This is a genomic window from Nonomuraea roseola (assembly GCF_039535395.1).
GTDB classification, from domain to species: domain Bacteria; phylum Actinomycetota; class Actinomycetes; order Streptosporangiales; family Streptosporangiaceae; genus Nonomuraea; species Nonomuraea roseola.
Genome location: NZ_BAAAXC010000015.1, coordinates 4,291,306 through 4,307,893, shown reverse-complemented (window position 1 = coordinate 4,307,893; position 16,588 = coordinate 4,291,306). Strand labels below are relative to the sequence as shown.

The following is a 16,588-nucleotide window of genomic DNA, read 5'->3' as shown; positions in this document are numbered from 1 at the left end:
GTTGAACCCGTTTCGTGGATGGAGTTTGGACACTGTCATCCTAGGGCTCTTGACGGAGCGTGGCCGAACCATTAGCGCCGCCTCCAGGCATCGCTCTCAGATCTCGACGTACTCGGCTTCCTGCACGCCGACGCGCTCCCTCAGCCAGACGGTCGCGTCGGCGGGCGCCATCGGCCTGCCGAACAGCCAGCCCTGGCCCATGTCGCAGCCCATGCCGGTGAGCTTGAGCGCCACCTCCTCGGTCTCGACCCCCTCGGCCACCGACCGCAGGCCGAGAGAGCGGACCAGGTCGACGATCGAGCGGACGATGCGCTCGTCGTCCTCCGACGACGACAGCCGCTGCACGAACGAGGCGTCGATCTTCACCTCGGAGGCGGCCAGCCGCTGCAGGCGGATGAAGGAGGAGTAGCCGGTCCCGAAATCGTCGAGCGCCAGCGGCACGCCGAGCGCGGCCAGCGCCTTGATGGTCTCGTGGGTGTAGGCCTGGTCGCCCATCAGGATCCGCTCGGTGACCTCCAGCTGGATCGCCTCGGGCGGCAGCCTGAACCGGGAGAGCCCGGCCTCCAGCTGGTCGGGGAGGGCGGAGTCGAGCAGGTCGCGGGCCGAGACGTTGACCGAGATCTGCACCTGCAGCCCGGTGTGCCACCAGCGGGCCGCCTGCTCCATCACCGCGTCGATGACGTACTCGGTCAGCTGCCGCATCAGGTAGGACTGCTCGGCCAGCGGGATGAAGTCGTCAGGGGGGATCGGCCCGCGCACCGGATGACGCCAGCGCAGCAGCGCCTCCATCCCCCGCACCTCGCCGGTGGCGAGATCGACCTTGGGCTGGTAGTGCAGCCGCAGCTCGCGGTTGTCGACCGCGCGCCGCAGGTCGCCGAGCAGGCCGAGGCGCTCGGGCGAGTTGCGGTCCTTGTCCTGCTGGTAGAGCTCGACCCCCGTACGCCCCTCCTTGGCCAGGTACATCGCCACGTCCGCGCGCTGCAGCAGCAGCTCGAAGTCGGGGGCGTGGTCGGGGAAGAGCGCGATGCCGACCGAGCCGTCCATGTCGAACGTCATGCCCTCGAGGCGGACGGGCTCGGTCAGCGCGGCCCTGAGCCTGGCCGCGACCTCCCTCGCCGCGTGGGAGTCTCTGATGGACGGCAGCAGCACCGCGAACTCGTCGCCGCCGAGGCGTGCGACGACGTCGCCGGGCCGTACGGAGTGGGTGAGCCTGTGGGCGACCATCTGCAGCAGCCGGTCGCCGACCGGGTGCCCCATGGTGTCGTTGACCTCTTTGAACCTGTCGAGGTCGATGAGGAACAGCCCCACCCGCTCGTCGTGGCGCGCCTCGGCCAGCGCCTCCTCGGTGGAGACGATGAGCATCTTGCGGTTGGGCAGCCCCGTGAGCTCGTCGTGCATCGCCTGGTGGTCGCGGCGCATGGAGAGCGTGGCGGTGAAGTAGACCGCGGCCAGCGGCGCCACGAACAGCGGCACCAGCCCCGGTGAGTCCTCCATGACCACGACGACCAGCGGCGCGAGGCCGAGCAGCGCCGTGTAGACCAGCGCCTGCGGGCCCACGGTCGCCCGCAGCACCCTGCTCAGCGAGCGCCGCTCGTGCAGCGCCACGGCGCCGCAGACCAGCATCGCCCGCGCGGCGAAGTAGGCCAGGCCCGACAGCGCGACGGCCGTCAGGGTGGGCCCTGAGGGCACCCACGGCGACGACGGGCTCGGCACGATGCCGAACAGGCCGAGCACGACCGCCGCCGCGGTGAACGCCAGAGTGGCCTGGGCGACGTTGAAGCTCACCCTGTGCCAGGCCTTGCGGGTGACGACGCCGTTGACCACGATGCCGACGACCTGCATGAGCACCGCCACCGCGAGCCCGTAGTGCAGGAGCACGGCGAAGGTGAACATGGTCGCCGGATAGGTGCCGCCCACCGCGGTGGCCGACGACACCATCACGGGACGCAGCTCGCCGAGCACCACCAGGACGGCCAGCACCCAGAAGAGCGGCGCCCTGGCCAGCTCGGCCAGTTCGAACAGGTCGAGGCGCAGCTCGGCCACGATCAGCGCGGTGAAGCCGATCACGGAGACGCCTGCGAGGAAGGCCCACAACGGGGTGCCTACGCGTGGTCCCGTGTCGCGCGTGTCATTCGGGTCGGTCATCGGTAACAGAACCCCCATGAGGTCACTATGGGAGGGTACGACCTTTACCCCACTTCCCGAAACCACCCGCCTACGTTCCGTCACACCACTTGCCCACATTTCCCGGCAGAACGAGGCATTTATCCGTTTTGCGAGAAAACTGGTCTCAGCCCAGAAGGCGGACGAACTCCTCGAAGGAGATCCGGCCGTCCCCGTCGGCGTCGGCGGTCTGCTCCAGCGACCCGAGCGCTTCGGCGGGCAGGCCGGGGAAGTGCTTCAGGAACTCCTCCTGGCTGATGAAACCGTCGCCGCTGACGTCGATCGAGGCGAAGGTCTGACGGAGCTCCGCCAACCGCTCACCACTGAGCTCGGACATATGACCACCTTTCCGTAGGGAAGGCCTATTCTTCCGGCTTGACGGCGACCTCCGCAGCGGCTTCGGGGCCCTGATCCAGCAGCACCCCGAACCCGGCCTCGTTGAGGACGGGCACTCCCAGGCTGACCGCCTTGTCGTACTTGGACCCCGCGTTCTCGCCCACCACCACGAAGGCGGTCTTCTTCGAGACCGACCCCGCGACCTTGCCGCCGCGCGAGGTGATGGCCTCGGCGGCCGAATCGCGGGTGAAGCCCTCCAGGGTGCCGGTGACGACGAACGTGAGGCCCTCGAGGGTCTGCGGGCCCTTCTCCGGCGCGGGCTCGTCCTCCATGCGGACGCCCGCCGCCTTCCAGCGCTGGACGATCTCGCGATGCCAGTCGACCGCGAACCACTCGCGGATCGTCGCGGCGACGCGAGGACCGATGCCCTCGACCGCGGCCAGCTCCTCCTCGGAGGCGTTCATGACCGCGTCGATCGAGCGCAGGGCGCCGGCCAGCTCCTGGGCGGTGGGCGGCCCCACGTGGCGGATGGAGAGCGCGACCAGCACCCGCCAGAGCGGCACGTTCTTGGCCTCCTCGAGCTCCGCCAGCAGCTTCAGCGCGTTCTGGCTCGGCGCACCGCTGATGTTGGAGAAGAACGAGACCACCTTCGGCTCGCCGGTCTTCGGGTCGATCTTGGGCAGGCCGGTCTCCTGGTCGCGCACCACCGACCTGATCGGGATGAGCTGCTCCAGCGTGAGGTCGAACAGGTCGGCCTCGGTGCGCAACACCGGCTCCTGACCCTCGACCGGCTGGGTCAGCGCCGTGGCGGCGACGTAGCCGAGGCCCTCGATGTCGAGGGCGCGCCGCCCCGCCGCGAAGTAGAGGCGCTCACGGATCTGCGCGGGACACGAGCGGGCGTTGGGGCAGCGCAGGTCGGCGTCGCCCTCCTTCTCGTAGGCCAGCTCGGTGCCGCACTCGGGGCAGTGGGTCGGCATGACGAACTCGCGCTCGGAGCCGTCGCGCAGCGCCGTGACGGGGGCGACGATCTCGGGGATGACGTCGCCCGCCTTGCGCAGCACGACGGTGTCGCCGATGAGCACGCCCTTCTTGACGACGATCGCCGCGTTGTGGAGCGTGGCCCTCTCGACCGTGGACCCCGCCACGAGCACGGGCTCCATCACCGCGTACGGCGTGACCCTGCCGGTGCGGCCGACGCCCACCTCGATGTCGCGGAGCTTGGTGTTGACCTCCTCGGGCGGGTACTTGAAGGCGATCGCCCAGCGTGGCGCCCTCGAGGTGGAGCCGAGCTCGCGCTGGGTCCTGATCTTGTCGACCTTGACGACCACGCCGTCGATCTCGTAGGCGGGGTCGTGGCGGTGGACCCTGTAGTGCTCGATGAAGTCGTTGATGCCGGTGAGGTCGGGCACCACCTGGTAGAGATCGCTCACGGGCAGCCCGAACTCGCGCAGCCTGTCGTAGACCTGCGACTGGGTCAGCGGCTCGGCCGCGCCCTCCCAGACGCCGACCCCGTGGACCAGCATCCGCAGCGGCCGCTGCGCGGTGATGCGGGAGTCCTTCTGCCGCAGCGTGCCAGCCGCGGCGTTGCGCGGGTTGGCGAAGGGCGCCTTGCCCTGCTCGACCAGCTGCTCGTTGAGCTTCCCGAACTCCGCGACGGGGATGTAGACCTCGCCGCGCACCTCGACGAGCGAGGGCACGTCGTCGCCCTCGAGCTTGTGCGGGATGCCCTTGATGGTGCGGACGTTGGGCGTCACGTCGTCGCCCGTGCGCCCGTCGCCCCTGGTGGCGCCGCGATCCAGCCTGCCGTTGCGGTAGACCAGCGCGATGGCGAGGCCGTCGATCTTCAGCTCGCACAGGTAGGGGCCCGGGTCATGCTCGGCCAGGCGCTCGGCCCTGGCCTGCCAGGCGGCCATGTCGGCGTCGTTGAAGGCGTTGTCGAGGCTCTCCATCTTCTGCAGGTGCTGCACCTTGGCGAAGTCGCCCCTGACGGGCGCGCCCACCTTCTGCGTGGGCGAGTCGGGCGTCTGCAGCGTGGGATGGGCCTGCTCGAGCTGGAGAAGCTCGTTGAACCACGCGTCGAACTGCGCGTCGCTCACGGTGGGCTCGTCGAGGACGTAGTAGCGCTCACGCGCCTCCTCGACCAGCTCGCTCAGCTCGGCGTGCCGCTTCAGCGCGTCCACCGGCACACCCTCGACCTCGGCGCTCATCAGGAAACTCCCTCCGTCAACCCTGGGAGAACGCTATCTCGCGGCACCGACAACCCGGTCCTCCCAGGGACGCCGTTCACCTGTCAGACCAGCCTCGTCCACGACCTCGAGCACGGCCTCGTGGGCGCGGACCGGGAGACGCACAGCTGCGCCCATGCCCGCTTGACATCGCCCCTGGTGAAGGTGGGCAGGCCGACTGTCCTGTCGGCGCAGTTGCGGTTGGTGGCCGATCTCCACTCGGGCACCGCCCTCCTGTGCCCGTCCGTACGGCGCACGAGCAGGACCACCCAGGTGCACTTGCTCCTGTGCCTGTCCGTGACCGAGGGAAGCAGGACCGTCAGCTTGTGGTGTCCGTCGATCGAGGCGCGGATCGTGGCCCTGTTGCCGTTCGGTCCTGTGACGAGCGTGGCCGCGTGCGCGGAAGCGGGTAGCAAGGCGGTGACGAGCAGGGCTGTGGCGGCGATTCTCATGATCATGGCTGTCTCCTCAAGGACACGAACGCTGGTGGGCGAGCCCCTCGGTCAGTCGCATCCACTCCTTTTCGTCGAGCCCTCCATGGGCGATCTCGCAGGCCGCCGCGACCGGGTCGCGCAGCACCCCGGCCAGCCGCGACAGATCCCACACCACGGCCCCCGCCGGGTGGCCGTTGGCGAACATGCGCGTCCCGTCCGCGCTGAGCGTCACCTCGTCGGCTGAGGGGAGCGTCGCGTACCTGCGCGCCTCCCCCTCCCCCGTCACGTGCCACAGGCTCACCGGGCCCCCGCCCGCCCCCGTGTACGCCAGGGACGAGCCCAGCGCGAACCCGACCGAGGCCACCACCCTGAAGTCGTTGTCCAGGTCAGCCAGGCGAACGGGCCTGGCGGGGTCGCTGACGTCCCACAGCCTGGCGAGCTTCTCGCTCCCGCCGACGAGCAGCCTGCGCCCGTCGGCGGACAGCGCGGCCGAGACGACCCCATGAAGACCGGCGGGGAAGTCCGCCGCCACCGCAGGGCGCCAGGGGTCGGCCAGGCTCCACAGCCGGACCCTGCCCGACGCGTCACCCGTCGCCGCGAGCCTGCCGTTCGCGCTGACGGCGACCGCGTCCACCGACCCGCGCGCGGGCGGCAGCCGTACCGGGTCCCGGGAGGAGAGCGTCCACAGCGCCGCGCTGCCGTCGGCGGCGCCGGCGAGCGCCCAGCCACCCGCCGACGCGACCGAGGTGATCCGCGAGGACAGCCGCGCGGCCGCCGAGGTGTCGTGCCGCGAGGGCCGCCACAGCGTGGCCGTGCCGTCCTCGCCGCCCGTGACGGCCACGCCGTCGCCGGCGGCGAGCGCGGAGACCTGGCCCGCGTCCTCGGCGAGGACCGCGCGCCGCGGCAGGTCGCCGCCCAGCTCCCAGAGGGTGAGCGCGTGCTCGGCCGTCACCGTGACCAGCCGCCTGCCGTCCGCGGCCAGCGCGCCCCGCCCCACGGCCTCCTGCGGCACCTTCGCCAGTACGGCGGGCGGCCCCAGCCTGGAGGTCTCCCACAGCACCGTCCGGCCCTCGGCGTCAGCGGTCACGAGGTCGCCGGTGACGGGGTCGAACGAGACGGAGCGCATCTCCGCCGCCCGGCCGCCGACGACGGCGCGCTGGACGGGCGCGCCCCGCGACACCTCCCACACGATCGCCCGCCCGTCGGCCCCCGCCGTGGCCAGCAACCGCCCGTCGCCGCTGTAGGCCACCGCCCTGATCGCCGAGGCGTGGCCCGCGAGGTCGGCCAGCGGCCTCGGCCTGGTCCCCTCGATGTTCCAGAGGTAGGCGCGTGACCTGTTCCCGCTGGTGGCGATCGTCCTGCCGTCGGGGCTGACCGCGAGCGCCCAGGTGACGTGCGCCTGCTCCCCCTCCACGGTGGACGGCGTGGAGAAGCGCACGGCGGCCCCGCCGGACGGACTCCACAGCGCGCAGTCGGTGAACCTGCCGCACGTGACCACCCGCCGCCCGTCCACCGTGAAGGCCACGGACCGGACGGGGTCGTCCCGCCCGGCCTCGCGCACCGCCTCCGCCCGGTCGCCGCCCAGGGGCCACACCAGCGCGGCCGCGTCGGCGGCTACCGCGAGCCGCCTGCCGTCGGGGCTGAAGTCCAGCGCGTGGATCCCGCCGCGGCCCGGTTCGACGGTGGCGGTCCTGGCCCAGTCGGAGCTCCGCCAGACGATCACGCTGCCGTCCTCGCCGCCGGTGGCGAGGGTCGCGCCGTCCGGCGTGAACGCCGCGGCCCGCACCGCTCCTCCATGGCCGTCGAGCACGGCGACCCGGGCGGGCGCGTGCCGGTCGGTGGTGTCCCAGACCTCGGCCGAGCCGTCGAGGCCGACGGCCGCCACCAGCCCGCCCCGAGGGCTGTGAGCCAGGGTCAGCGTGGCGTCGCCCACCCCCGCGGCGGCGTAGAGGGAGCCCGCCAGCAGCCCGACCAGGGCGCCCCTGTGCCGCTCTCCCGGCTCGACGGCCAGGGCGGCCAGCGCCAGGCGGAGGGCGTGCGCGGGGTCGGCCTGGCTCTGGGCGCCGGCCTGCTGGACGAGGGCGCGGGCGGTGGCGCTCCTGCGGGCGGACTCGGCGCTGCCGTACAGGGTGAAGGCGACGCCGCCCGCGGCCAAGGACAGGAGCAGCAGCACGCCCAGCACGCCGGACAGCAGCACCCTGCGCCTGGCGCGGCGGCGCGCGGCCCTCGCCCGCCCCTCCTCGTGGGCGATGGAGGCGGCGAGGAAGCGCTCGGCCGCCCGCGGCAACGGCCTGCCGAGCGCCCACTCGCGCGCGAGCGACAGCCTGTGGCCCCGGTAGAGCCCTTCGGCCTCGCCCTCCCATGCCGCAGCGGCCTCCAGCAGGTGCTGCTCGACCAGCAGGCCCGCGCGATCGGAGTCGAGCCAGCCGCGCAGGACGGGCCAGGCCGTCAGCAGCGCCTCGTGGGTGATCGCGACCGCCTGCCCTTCGAGGGTGATCAGCCTGGCGGTGTCGGCGGCGAAGGCGTCGACCACCTCGCAGGCGGCCAGCGGGTCGGGGACCTCGGCCAGCAGCCGGTCCAGCTCCACCCTCCGCCTGGTGTCGTCGCTGCCCTCCCCCACGTGGACCAGCCGCCTGAAGACCGCCCTCGCCGCCTCGTGCGAGGGCAGCGAGGCCAGCACGCCGTCGGCGGTGGCGGCCAGAGCGCCGTGGATGCCGCCTGTGGCCCGGTAGCCCGCCACGGTGAGCTTGGTGCCGCCGCGCCGCCGCCAGGTGACCAGCAGGGCGTGGGAGAGCAGGGGGAGCCGTCCTGGCTCGCTGCCCAGCTCGCTGAGCAGCAGCTCGACCAGGCCGGGTTCGAGGGTGAGCCCGGCCGCGAGCGCGGGCCGCTCGACGGCTGAGCGCAGTTCCGAGGGGCTCATCGGGCCGACGACGACGGGCCCGCGTTCGAGACCCGCCTTCAACGCGGGCACGGCGGCGCACCTGCCGAGGAAGTCGGCCCGCACGCCGATCACGACCTGGCAGGGAAGGTCCGGGACCACGCCGCCGGTGAACGCCTCCTCGAACTGGTCGAGCACCAGCACGTCCACGCCCGGGGGGATCGGCTCGCCCGGCGTGATCACCGCGACGGTGAGGCCCGCTGACCGCTGCCGCAGCGCGGGAACGAGCCCCGCGCGTAACAGCGAGGACTTCCCCGAGCCCGAGGCCCCTGTGACGATCAGCGGCGCGGGGTCGTCCAGGCGCCGCACGAGGGTCTCCACCAGGCGCTCCCTGCCGAAGAACAGCGCCGCGTCCGCCGTGCCGAACGCCTCGAGCCCCTTGTAGGGCGGGCCTTCGAAGGCGGGAGCGGGGGGCGGCCTCACGTCGGCGTGGCTTGTGAAGGGGGCGCGGAGCAGCACGAGCTCGCCCACCCTGCCCGTCGAGCGGACGCGCGGTCTCGGGAAGCCCGCGGCCGGCAGCGTCCTGCTCAGGTGGCGGTGCACGTCGGACAGCGTCAGCTCGGGCGGCCCCTCGGTCAGCAGCCGCAGCAGCGCCCCGCTGAAGGCGGTGTGCGCCATGCCGTCGGGAGCGAAGGAGGGCTCGCTGCGCCCCGCCGAGGTGAGCACGTACGCCCCCGAGATCTCCGCCACGTCCCACGGGTCGGACATGCCCTCGATGGCCCTGCCGGAGAAGCAGCAGTCGAGGACCACGACGAGCGGCCCGCCGGCGTTGTCGAGCAGGTAGCGGCGCACCAGGTCGTACGGCAGCGCCGTGTGCTCCAGCGCCAGCGGCCCCGAGACCGTCTCAGCCGCCGCCAGATGGAGCGCTCCACGCCTGCTGACCAGGCCGTGCCCGACGTAGTAGACGATCAGCGGCCCCTCCGTGGAGGCCGCGGAGGCGATCGCGTCACCCAGCTCGCGCGGCGAGGGAGGGTCGAGGACGGTCCGCACCCACGCGAGGCCGCACCTGTCGAGCAGCACGGAGCGCAGGTCGTCGAGCGTGCGCGCGACGGACGGCAGGTCGGGCAGGTCGGAGCCCTGCGCGTGCGAGCCGGTGCCCAGCAGCAGCGCGCCGGCCCCCGCGAAGTCGCCCGCCGTCACGCGTCGAGTCCATCACTCCTGTCGCGGCCGTCAAGACCCGCGCGGGGAATCAGTCTCCGCGAAGCGCCTTCGCCGTCTCCCTGAGCCTGCCGAGCGCCGCCTTGGCGTAGGCGGGCGAGGCGCCGGCCAGGCCGCACGTGGGTGTGAGCACCACCCTGTTCGGGAGGTCCTCGGCGGCGAAGCCGAGCCGCTGCCACAGGTCGGTGGCCGTCTTGGCGATCACCTTCACGTCGGGCAGGCTGCTGTCGAGGCCGGGGAGCACGCCGAGGAAGAAGTTCACGCCCGCCTCGATCGCCTCGCCGATCGGCTCCTCGTCGCGCCTCGACAGCATCGAGGCGTCCAGCGAGACCGCCCGCACCCCCGCCCTGCGCAGCATGGCGATCGGCACCCTGGGGGCGCAGCAGTGGACGACGGGGTCGGGGAAGAGCCGCAGCGCCTCCTCCGCCCGCCACTCCTCCACAGGAGCGAGCCTGCCGAAGCCCGACGCCGTCGGCACGGTGCCCGCCAGCACCCCCGGCAGCCCGGGCTCGTCGAGCTGGAGGACGATCTCGGTGACGCCGGGCACCCGCCTGCGCACCGACTCCACGTGGTCGGTCACCCCCTGCACGAGCGAGGCGGTCAGATCGCGCACGGCCCCCTGGTCGGAGAGCATCTTGTCGCCGTGGCGCAGCTCGATCGCGGCCGCCAGTGTCCACGGCCCGCACACCTGCAGCTTGAGCGGCCCCTCGTAGCCGTCGGCGACCTCCTCGAGCCCGTCGAGGTCGCGGGCGAGGTGGTCGACGGCCCTGCGGTGGTCGCGGCCCGGCCGCGAGGCCAGGCGCCAGCCCGAGGGCTGCACCTCCACAGGCAGCTCGACCAGCAGCGCCGCCGTCCTGCCGACCAGGTCGGCGCCGACGCCCCTCGCCGGCAGCTCCGGCAGGTACGGCAGGTCGGGCAGCTCACCGAACACCACCCTGAGGGCCTCGAAGTGATCCTCGCCTGGATGTGATCCGACACCGCTCGCGCCAAAGGACATGGGCCTTAGCTTACTGATGAGAAACGTCCGCGAAGGATCGCGTCCATAGGCCGTCTGACCTGGTCCGACAGCGTTTCTCATCAGTGGAGGGGCAGGCGGGCCACTATCTCCGTGCCGCCGCCCTCGCGCCGACCGGCCGTGCAGGTGCCGCCCGTCTCGGCCGCGCGCTCTCTCATGGAGGTCAGCCCCACGCCCGCGGGAGGGCGGGGCGGCAGGCCCACGCCGTCGTCGCAGACCGCCACGCGCAGCTCCTCGTCCGTGCGTGCCAGGCTCACCAGGCAGGCGGTGGCGCCCGCGTGCCTGCGGACGTTCGTCAGCGCCTCCTGGACGATCCGGTAGACCGCCACCTCCACCGCCGCGGGCAGCCCGTCGAGCGAGCCCTCGGCCACGACGTCCACGCGCGGCCCAGGGGCCTGGCCGAACAGGCGCAGCGCCCCTTCGAGCCCGAGGTCGTCGAGGGCGGGCGGGCGCAGGCCGTAGACCAGCTCGCGCACCGACACGATCGTCGAGGTCATCTCCTCGCGCACGCGCACCAGCAGCGGAGCCACCGACTCGGGGTCGCGCGCGAGCCGCCTGCGAGCCTCGTCGATCGTCATCGTGACGCTGGTCAGCGCGGGGCCGAGCCCGTCGTGCAGCTCCCTGCCGAGCCGCCGCCGCTCCTCGTCGCGGGTGGTCCTGATGCTCTCGCGCGAGCGCCGCAGATCGGTGGTCAGGCGTACGGCGTGCGCCAGCTCGGCCAGGTGCTTGGCCAGCACGGACAGCGGCTCCCTGCCCTGCCTGACGCCGTTGAGCAGCAGCCGTCCCACGGGCTCGCCGTGCCAGTCGAGCGGCACCGCCTTCGGCTCCTCGCCCAGCTCGCCGTCCACGATCGTGACCGTGCCCTCGATCTCGACGGCGGCTCCCCTCGCGCCCAGCGCCCACCTGACCACCGAGGTCGCGGTGGCCAGCGCCTCGGCGGGGTCGCCCGCCTCCTGCACGGTACGGCTGAGCCTGTCGGCCGCCCTGTAGGGGTCGCGCTCGACGTCGAACAGGCGGTCGACGGCCTGCTGGAGGCGCAGCCTCAGCGGGTGGAAGAGCGCGCCCGCCAGCATCGCCGCCACCAGGCCCGCGACAGGGCCGTAGGAGCCCACCAGGTGGTCGCCCAGCCAGATCAGCGCGGCGTAGATGACGCCGACGACGACCGCGAGCCCGCCGTACACCAGGGTCCTGTTGAGGATGATCTGGATGCCGTAGAGCTGGTGGCGCAGCACGGCGGCGACGATCGCGATCGGGATGCCTCCGGCCAGGACCAGCTGCACGGCCGCCAGCACCGGATCGTCGCCGCGAACCAGCCAGAAGCCGACGAACACGCCCATGGTGCCGGCGTACCAGGCGATCTGCCTGCGCAGCTCAGGCCCAGCCGCCCGATAGCGGAAGACCAGCGAGAGCAGGCCGAGCACCGACAGGGCCATCATCGGCGGGGTGATCCACGCCTCGACGGTCTCGGGGACCGTGCCGAGCGCCTCGACGCCGAAGGGGTTGTCGAATCCCTCCATCTCCAGCTCGAAGCCGGCGTCGGGGCTCAGCCCGAGAAGGAGCGAGTGGCCGACCATCAGGAACAGGTTGCCGTAGAGCACCCACCGCCACCGCCTGGACGGAAGCCGCCCGTCGGGGAAGAGCAGCGGCATGATCCCGATGAACGTCGGCACCGCCCACAACCACAGCCACAGCGCCAGCCAGCCCAGATAGGGGACGTACGGTCCCGGCGCGTAGGCGGTCAGCCAGTGCGTGCCGGAGAAGGCGAGGCTGTAGACCGCCCACACGACGCCGGTGCCCCACATGATCCACACAAACGGCAGCCTGGGCCTGCGGGAGATCAGGAAGGCCGCGGCGACGGGGAAGAGCAGCGCGATGGGGTCGATGCCCTCCATCGAGGTGAGCCACGGCACCTGGTCGGTCATCCACCATGACAGCAGCGCCGCCACGGGCGAGAACACCGCGCCCGCCCACGCGATCCCGCGCATCACCGTGCCTCCTCCTCCGCCTTGAGCGGCAGCCGCACGACCACCTCGGTGCCGCCGCCGGGTCTGCCGGTGACCACGCAGTCGCCGCCCGCCTCGGCCGCGCGCTCACGCATCGAGGCCAGCCCCACGCCGTTGCGCCGCTCCTCCTGCAGCCCGATCCCGTCGTCCGAGACGGTCAGCCACAGCTCCTCCTGGCGTTCGAGCCTGATCAGGGCCGTGGTGGCGTGGGCGTGCCTGCGCACGTTCGTCACCGCCTCCTGCGCGATCCTGTAAGCGGCCACGCCCACCTCAGGGGGAAGGTCCTTCAGCCGGCCTGTCACCACCACGACCACCCTCGGTCCAGGCCCTTCGGCCAGCGATCTCAGCGCGCCCTCCAGGCCCAGCTCGTCGAGCGCGGGCGGGCGCAGGCCGTAGACCAGGTCGCGCACGTCCCCGATCGCCGTGGCCATCTGGCTGCGCACCCTGTGCAGCAGCGGGTCGACCGCCGCCGGATCCTTCGAAAGGCGCAGCCGCGCCTCGTCGACGGTCATCGCCAGGCTGGCCAGCGTGGGGCCGAGTCCGTCGTGCAGGTCCCTGCGCAGCCTGCGGCGCTCCTCCTCGCGGGTGGCCAGGATGCGCTCCCTGGAACGCTGCAGGTCGGCGGTCAGCCGTACGGCGTGGGCCACCTCGGCCAGATGCCTGACCAGCATGTCGAGAAGACCAGGATCGGGCGGCTCGCCCGCGAGCAGCAGCCTGCCCACCGGACGGCCGTGCCAGATCAGCGGCGTGGCCTGCTCGCCCGGCTCCCCGTCGCACACCCTGCGCAGGCTGCCGTCGGACAGCAGCACCTCGACCGCCACCCCGTCGGCCTTGAGCGCCTGCCTGATCGCGGTCGCCGCCGACTCCAGCGCCTCGACGGGGCCGCTGGCCCGCTGGACGCTCTGGTTGAGCCGGTCGGCCACCCTGTAGGGGTCGCGCTCGACCTTGAACAGGCGGTCCGCGAACTCCTGCAGGCGTTGCCGTACGGGGTGGAACAGGGCGCCCGCCGCCAGCGCGGCGACCAGGCCGGCCCACGAGCCGAGGCCCGCAGCCATGGCGATGATCCCGAAGTAGACGGCTCCGACGACCGCGGTGAGGACGGCGTAGACGAGCGCGCGGTTGACGATCAGGCCGAGGTGCCGGCGACGGTCACGCGGGAACGCTCCAACGGAGAGGACCCCGGACCGGCCCGCCGCGACCCCCTGCGGCAGGCCCTGCGCCCCCAGTAATTTTCTCCCCATATGTCGCGGATCCTAGGGGCGAGATGTCCCGTCGTCACGGGACTCAGGCCCTGTCCTATCGTGGGACAGGTGAAGCTCACCAAATTCGGTCACGCCTGCGTCCGGCTCGAGAAGGACGGCAAGGTCCTGGTCATCGATCCGGGAACACTCACCGACGCGGCCGCCCTCGACGGCGCCGACGCCGTGCTGATCACGCACAACCACTTCGACCACGCCGACCGCGACAAGCTGCTGACCCTGTCCGCCGAGGTCGAGGTGTGGACCTGCGAGGGTGTCGCCTCGGGCGCCGCCGAGGGACTGCCCGCGAAGGTCCAGACCGTACGGCACGGCGACGCCTTCGACACGGCCGGCTTCGGCGTGAAGGTGTTCGGCGAATGGCACGCCGCCAACCACCCCGACGTACCGATCGTCAACAACGTCGGCTTCCTGCTGGACGAGGAGGTGTTCTACCCGGGCGACGCCTTCACGGTGCCCGACGCCTCCGTCGGGACGCTCCTGGTGCCCACGGGCGCGCCCTGGCTGAAGCTGTCGGAGGTCATCGGGTACCTGCGCACGGTGCAGCCCGCTCGCGCCTACTCCACCCACGACGCGCTCTACAGCGAAGCCGGCCTCGGCCTGGTGGACGGCTGGCTGAAGATGGAGTCGGAGAAGCAGGGCGCCGACATTCGCCGCATCGCCGTCGGCGACTCGATCACGCTCGCCTGAACTCGCGCCCGGCCGACCCTGGTGGAGAGGGTCAGGCGGCGGTGGCGATGGTGGCCGAGCCGATCACGGTGTCGCCGGAGTAGAGCACGGCCGCCTGACCCGCCGCCACGCCCGTGGCGGGCTGGTCGAGCGTGATGACGACCTCGCCGTCGCGCGTCTCGAAGCGGCAGCCGTAGACCTCGCCGTGGGCGCGCAGCTGCACCGACAGCTCCCCGGTGGCCTCGGGTCCGTTCCAGACGGGCCGCACGCAGGTGATCTCGGTGACCTGCAGCGCCTCGCGAGGACCCACGGTCACCGTGTTGGAGACCGGCTCGATGGACAGCACGTAGCGCGGCCTGCCGTCGGCGGTCGGGCGGTCGATGTGCAGGCCCTTGCGCTGGCCGACGGTGAAGGCGTAGGCCCCGTGGTGGGAGCCGACGACCTCGCCCTCCTGGTCGACGATGCTGCCGGGCTCCTGGCCCAGGCGCTTGGCGAGGAAGCCCCTGGTGTCGCCGTCGGCGATGAAGCAGATGTCGTGGCTGTCGGGCTTGTCGGCGACGGTCAGGCCGCGCCTGGCCGCCTCCTGGCGCACCTCGGCCTTGGTGGAGTCGCCGAGCGGGAAGATCGCGTGGCTGAGCTGCTGCCTGGTGAGCACGCCCAGCACGTACGACTGGTCCTTGCCCTGGTCGACGCTCCTGGACAGCACGCCGTCGGTGAGCCTGGCGTGGTGACCCGTGGCGACCGCGTCGAAGCCCAGCGCCAGCGCCCTGTCGAGCACCGCCTCGAACTTGATCTTCTCGTTGCAGCGCAGGCAGGGGTTGGGCGTGCGGCCGGCGGCGTACTCGGCGACGAAGTCCTCCACCACGTCGCGCTGGAAGCGCTCGGCCATGTCCCAGATGTAGAACGGGATGCCGATGACGTCGGCGGCGCGGCGGGCGTCGCGGGAGTCCTCGATCGTGCAGCAGCCCCTGGCCCCCGTACGGTGGGATTGGGGATTGGCCGAGAGCGCCAGATGCACACCGGTGACATCGTGGCCCGCCTCGGCGATCCGAGCAGCGGCCACGGCGGAATCGACGCCGCCCGACATGGCGGCAAGCACACGCAGTCCCATGACGTCTCGAGACTACCGTCTCGCCGGCGCCCGCTCGGCCCTCAGGGCCGCCTGCGCGGGCGCCCTCACCACGCCGCCGTGCCCATGGACGCGGAGCGGCTCGCCGTACAGGACGAGAACGGGGAGCCTCGCGCCCGCGCGGTGCGACAATGCTGGGTTATGCGACTGTTCGGGCGCAAGGACGAAGAAGAAGAGGTCGCCGAGGAGACCGGCGACGGGCTGGCCGAGTTCTGGGAGTGGTGGCAGCAGGCCAGACCGGGGATCGACGCGATGGTCGAGGCGGGCGAGGCCGAGCGGCTCTCGGAGCTGATCGCGCCTGCCGTCAGCGCGGTTCATCCCGGCCTGGTCTGGGAGGTCGCGCCCGGAGGGAAGGCGCAGCAGGCGCTGGTGGTGACCGCGGCGGGCGACCCCGAACTGCGGTCGCTGGCGCACCGGTGGGCCAAGGCGGCGCCCGAGAGCGACGCGCTGTGGGAGTACCACCCCTCTCGCCAGGCCAACCCCGAGGCGATGGAGCTCACGCTGGACGTGGGCGGCTACGAGTTCGCCCTCGACAAGCTGCTGCTCGGCCTGCGCGTGCCCAGGGGCGTTCCGCGCATGGACATCGCCGCCTTCCACCCCGTCTTCGTCATGCTCGACGAGGAGACGAGGATGGAGGCGACGCTGCTCTCCCTCGACTGGCTGCTCGGCGAGGACGACGTGGCCAGGTGGGTCGGCGAGATCACGCCGGCCACGTTCCAGCCGATCGACTCCGTCGAGGCCGTGCACCTGCCCTCGGTGATCGCCGACCTGGCCTCCGAGTACGCCGAGGAGCAGTGGGCGCTGCTGGAGGGCCAGACCGCGGGCGGCGCGCCGCTCATCGCCACGGCCCGCTATCCGCTGAGGCCCGTCGACTACCCGCTCTACGACCAGCACATCCAGATCACGCTGCCCTACGGCCACGCCGACGAGAACGGCCTGCCCGTGGACGGGTCACTGGCCTCGCTCAGGGAGTTCGAGGAACGGCTGGCGGCCCGCCTGGGCAGGCTGCACGCCGACGGAGTGCTGGCCGCGCACCTCAGCGCCGAGGGCACGAGGGTCATCCATGTCTACGCCGACCCCACGGGCGAGGCGGCCATCCACGCCAAGGAGCTGATCGTGAGCTGGGAGGAGGGCCAGCCGCTCGTCGACGTGGTCAGCGATCCCGGCTGGACCTCGGTCGCGCCGTTCCTGTCCTAGCCCGTCCGGTCCGGCCCGCCTGTCCTGGACCGGCCTGTCCTGGACCGGCCTGCCCAGGACCGGGA

General features: G+C 72.4%; 11 protein-coding genes. 2 read left to right on the top strand and 9 right to left on the bottom strand.

Annotation, left to right across the window (positions count from 1 at the left end):
* Nucleotides 1-96 precede the first annotated feature (96 nt).
* From ABFX55_RS43865 to ABFX55_RS43830, 8 genes are all read right to left on the bottom strand, one after another.
* On the bottom strand, nt 97-2,163 hold the full coding sequence (locus tag ABFX55_RS43865; RefSeq protein ID WP_379479037.1) for a putative bifunctional diguanylate cyclase/phosphodiesterase: 2,067 nt from the start codon (nt 2,161-2,163) through the stop codon (nt 97-99).
* Between the two features lie 127 nt (nt 2,164-2,290).
* A complete protein-coding gene (locus ABFX55_RS43860) occupies nt 2,291-2,500 on the bottom strand; it encodes an EF-hand domain-containing protein (protein ID WP_346129572.1) in 210 nt (69 codons plus the stop codon).
* Between the two features lie 25 nt (nt 2,501-2,525).
* On the bottom strand, nt 2,526-4,706 hold the full coding sequence (gene ligA, locus ABFX55_RS43855) for an NAD-dependent DNA ligase LigA (RefSeq protein ID WP_346129570.1): 2,181 nt from the start codon (nt 4,704-4,706) through the stop codon (nt 2,526-2,528).
* An 83-nt stretch (nt 4,707-4,789) separates the two neighbouring features.
* Nucleotides 4,790-5,182 carry a hypothetical protein gene (locus ABFX55_RS43850; protein ID WP_346129568.1) on the bottom strand — a complete coding sequence of 131 codons (393 nt, stop codon included), beginning with the start codon at nt 5,180-5,182 and terminating at the stop codon, nt 4,790-4,792.
* A gap of 10 nt (nt 5,183-5,192) precedes the next feature.
* Nucleotides 5,193-9,236, bottom strand: a complete 4,044-nt coding sequence (locus ABFX55_RS43845; RefSeq protein ID WP_346129567.1) for a caspase, EACC1-associated type — start codon at nt 9,234-9,236, stop codon at nt 5,193-5,195.
* Nucleotides 9,237-9,285: 49 nt separating this feature from the next.
* The gene (locus tag ABFX55_RS43840) at nt 9,286-10,251 is read right to left on the bottom strand and encodes a methionine synthase (RefSeq protein ID WP_346129565.1); all 966 of its coding nucleotides are present in this window, start codon (nt 10,249-10,251) and stop codon (nt 9,286-9,288) included.
* Between the two features lie 80 nt (nt 10,252-10,331).
* Nucleotides 10,332-12,254, bottom strand: a complete 1,923-nt coding sequence (locus ABFX55_RS43835; protein ID WP_346131425.1) for a sensor histidine kinase — start codon at nt 12,252-12,254, stop codon at nt 10,332-10,334.
* Entirely contained in the window at nt 12,254-13,513 is a 1,260-nt protein-coding gene (locus tag ABFX55_RS43830) for a sensor histidine kinase (RefSeq protein ID WP_346129563.1), read from the bottom strand. The genes ABFX55_RS43835 and ABFX55_RS43830 overlap by 1 nt, the downstream gene beginning before the upstream one ends.
* 69 nt (nt 13,514-13,582) lie before the next feature.
* Between ABFX55_RS43830 and ABFX55_RS43825 the strand changes: the two genes are divergently transcribed.
* Nucleotides 13,583-14,218, top strand: a complete 636-nt coding sequence (locus tag ABFX55_RS43825) for an MBL fold metallo-hydrolase (RefSeq protein ID WP_346129561.1) — start codon at nt 13,583-13,585, stop codon at nt 14,216-14,218.
* Nucleotides 14,219-14,249: 31 nt separating this feature from the next.
* Here ABFX55_RS43825 and mnmA read toward each other — a convergent pair whose 3' ends face one another.
* Entirely contained in the window at nt 14,250-15,308 is a 1,059-nt protein-coding gene (gene mnmA, locus ABFX55_RS43820; RefSeq protein ID WP_346129559.1) for a tRNA 2-thiouridine(34) synthase MnmA, read from the bottom strand.
* A gap of 159 nt (nt 15,309-15,467) precedes the next feature.
* Between mnmA and ABFX55_RS43815 the strand changes: the two genes are divergently transcribed.
* Nucleotides 15,468-16,523: a DUF695 domain-containing protein gene (locus ABFX55_RS43815; RefSeq protein ID WP_346129558.1), complete on the top strand. Its 1,056-nt coding sequence runs from the start codon at nt 15,468-15,470 to the stop codon at nt 16,521-16,523.
* Nucleotides 16,524-16,588 lie beyond the last annotated feature (65 nt).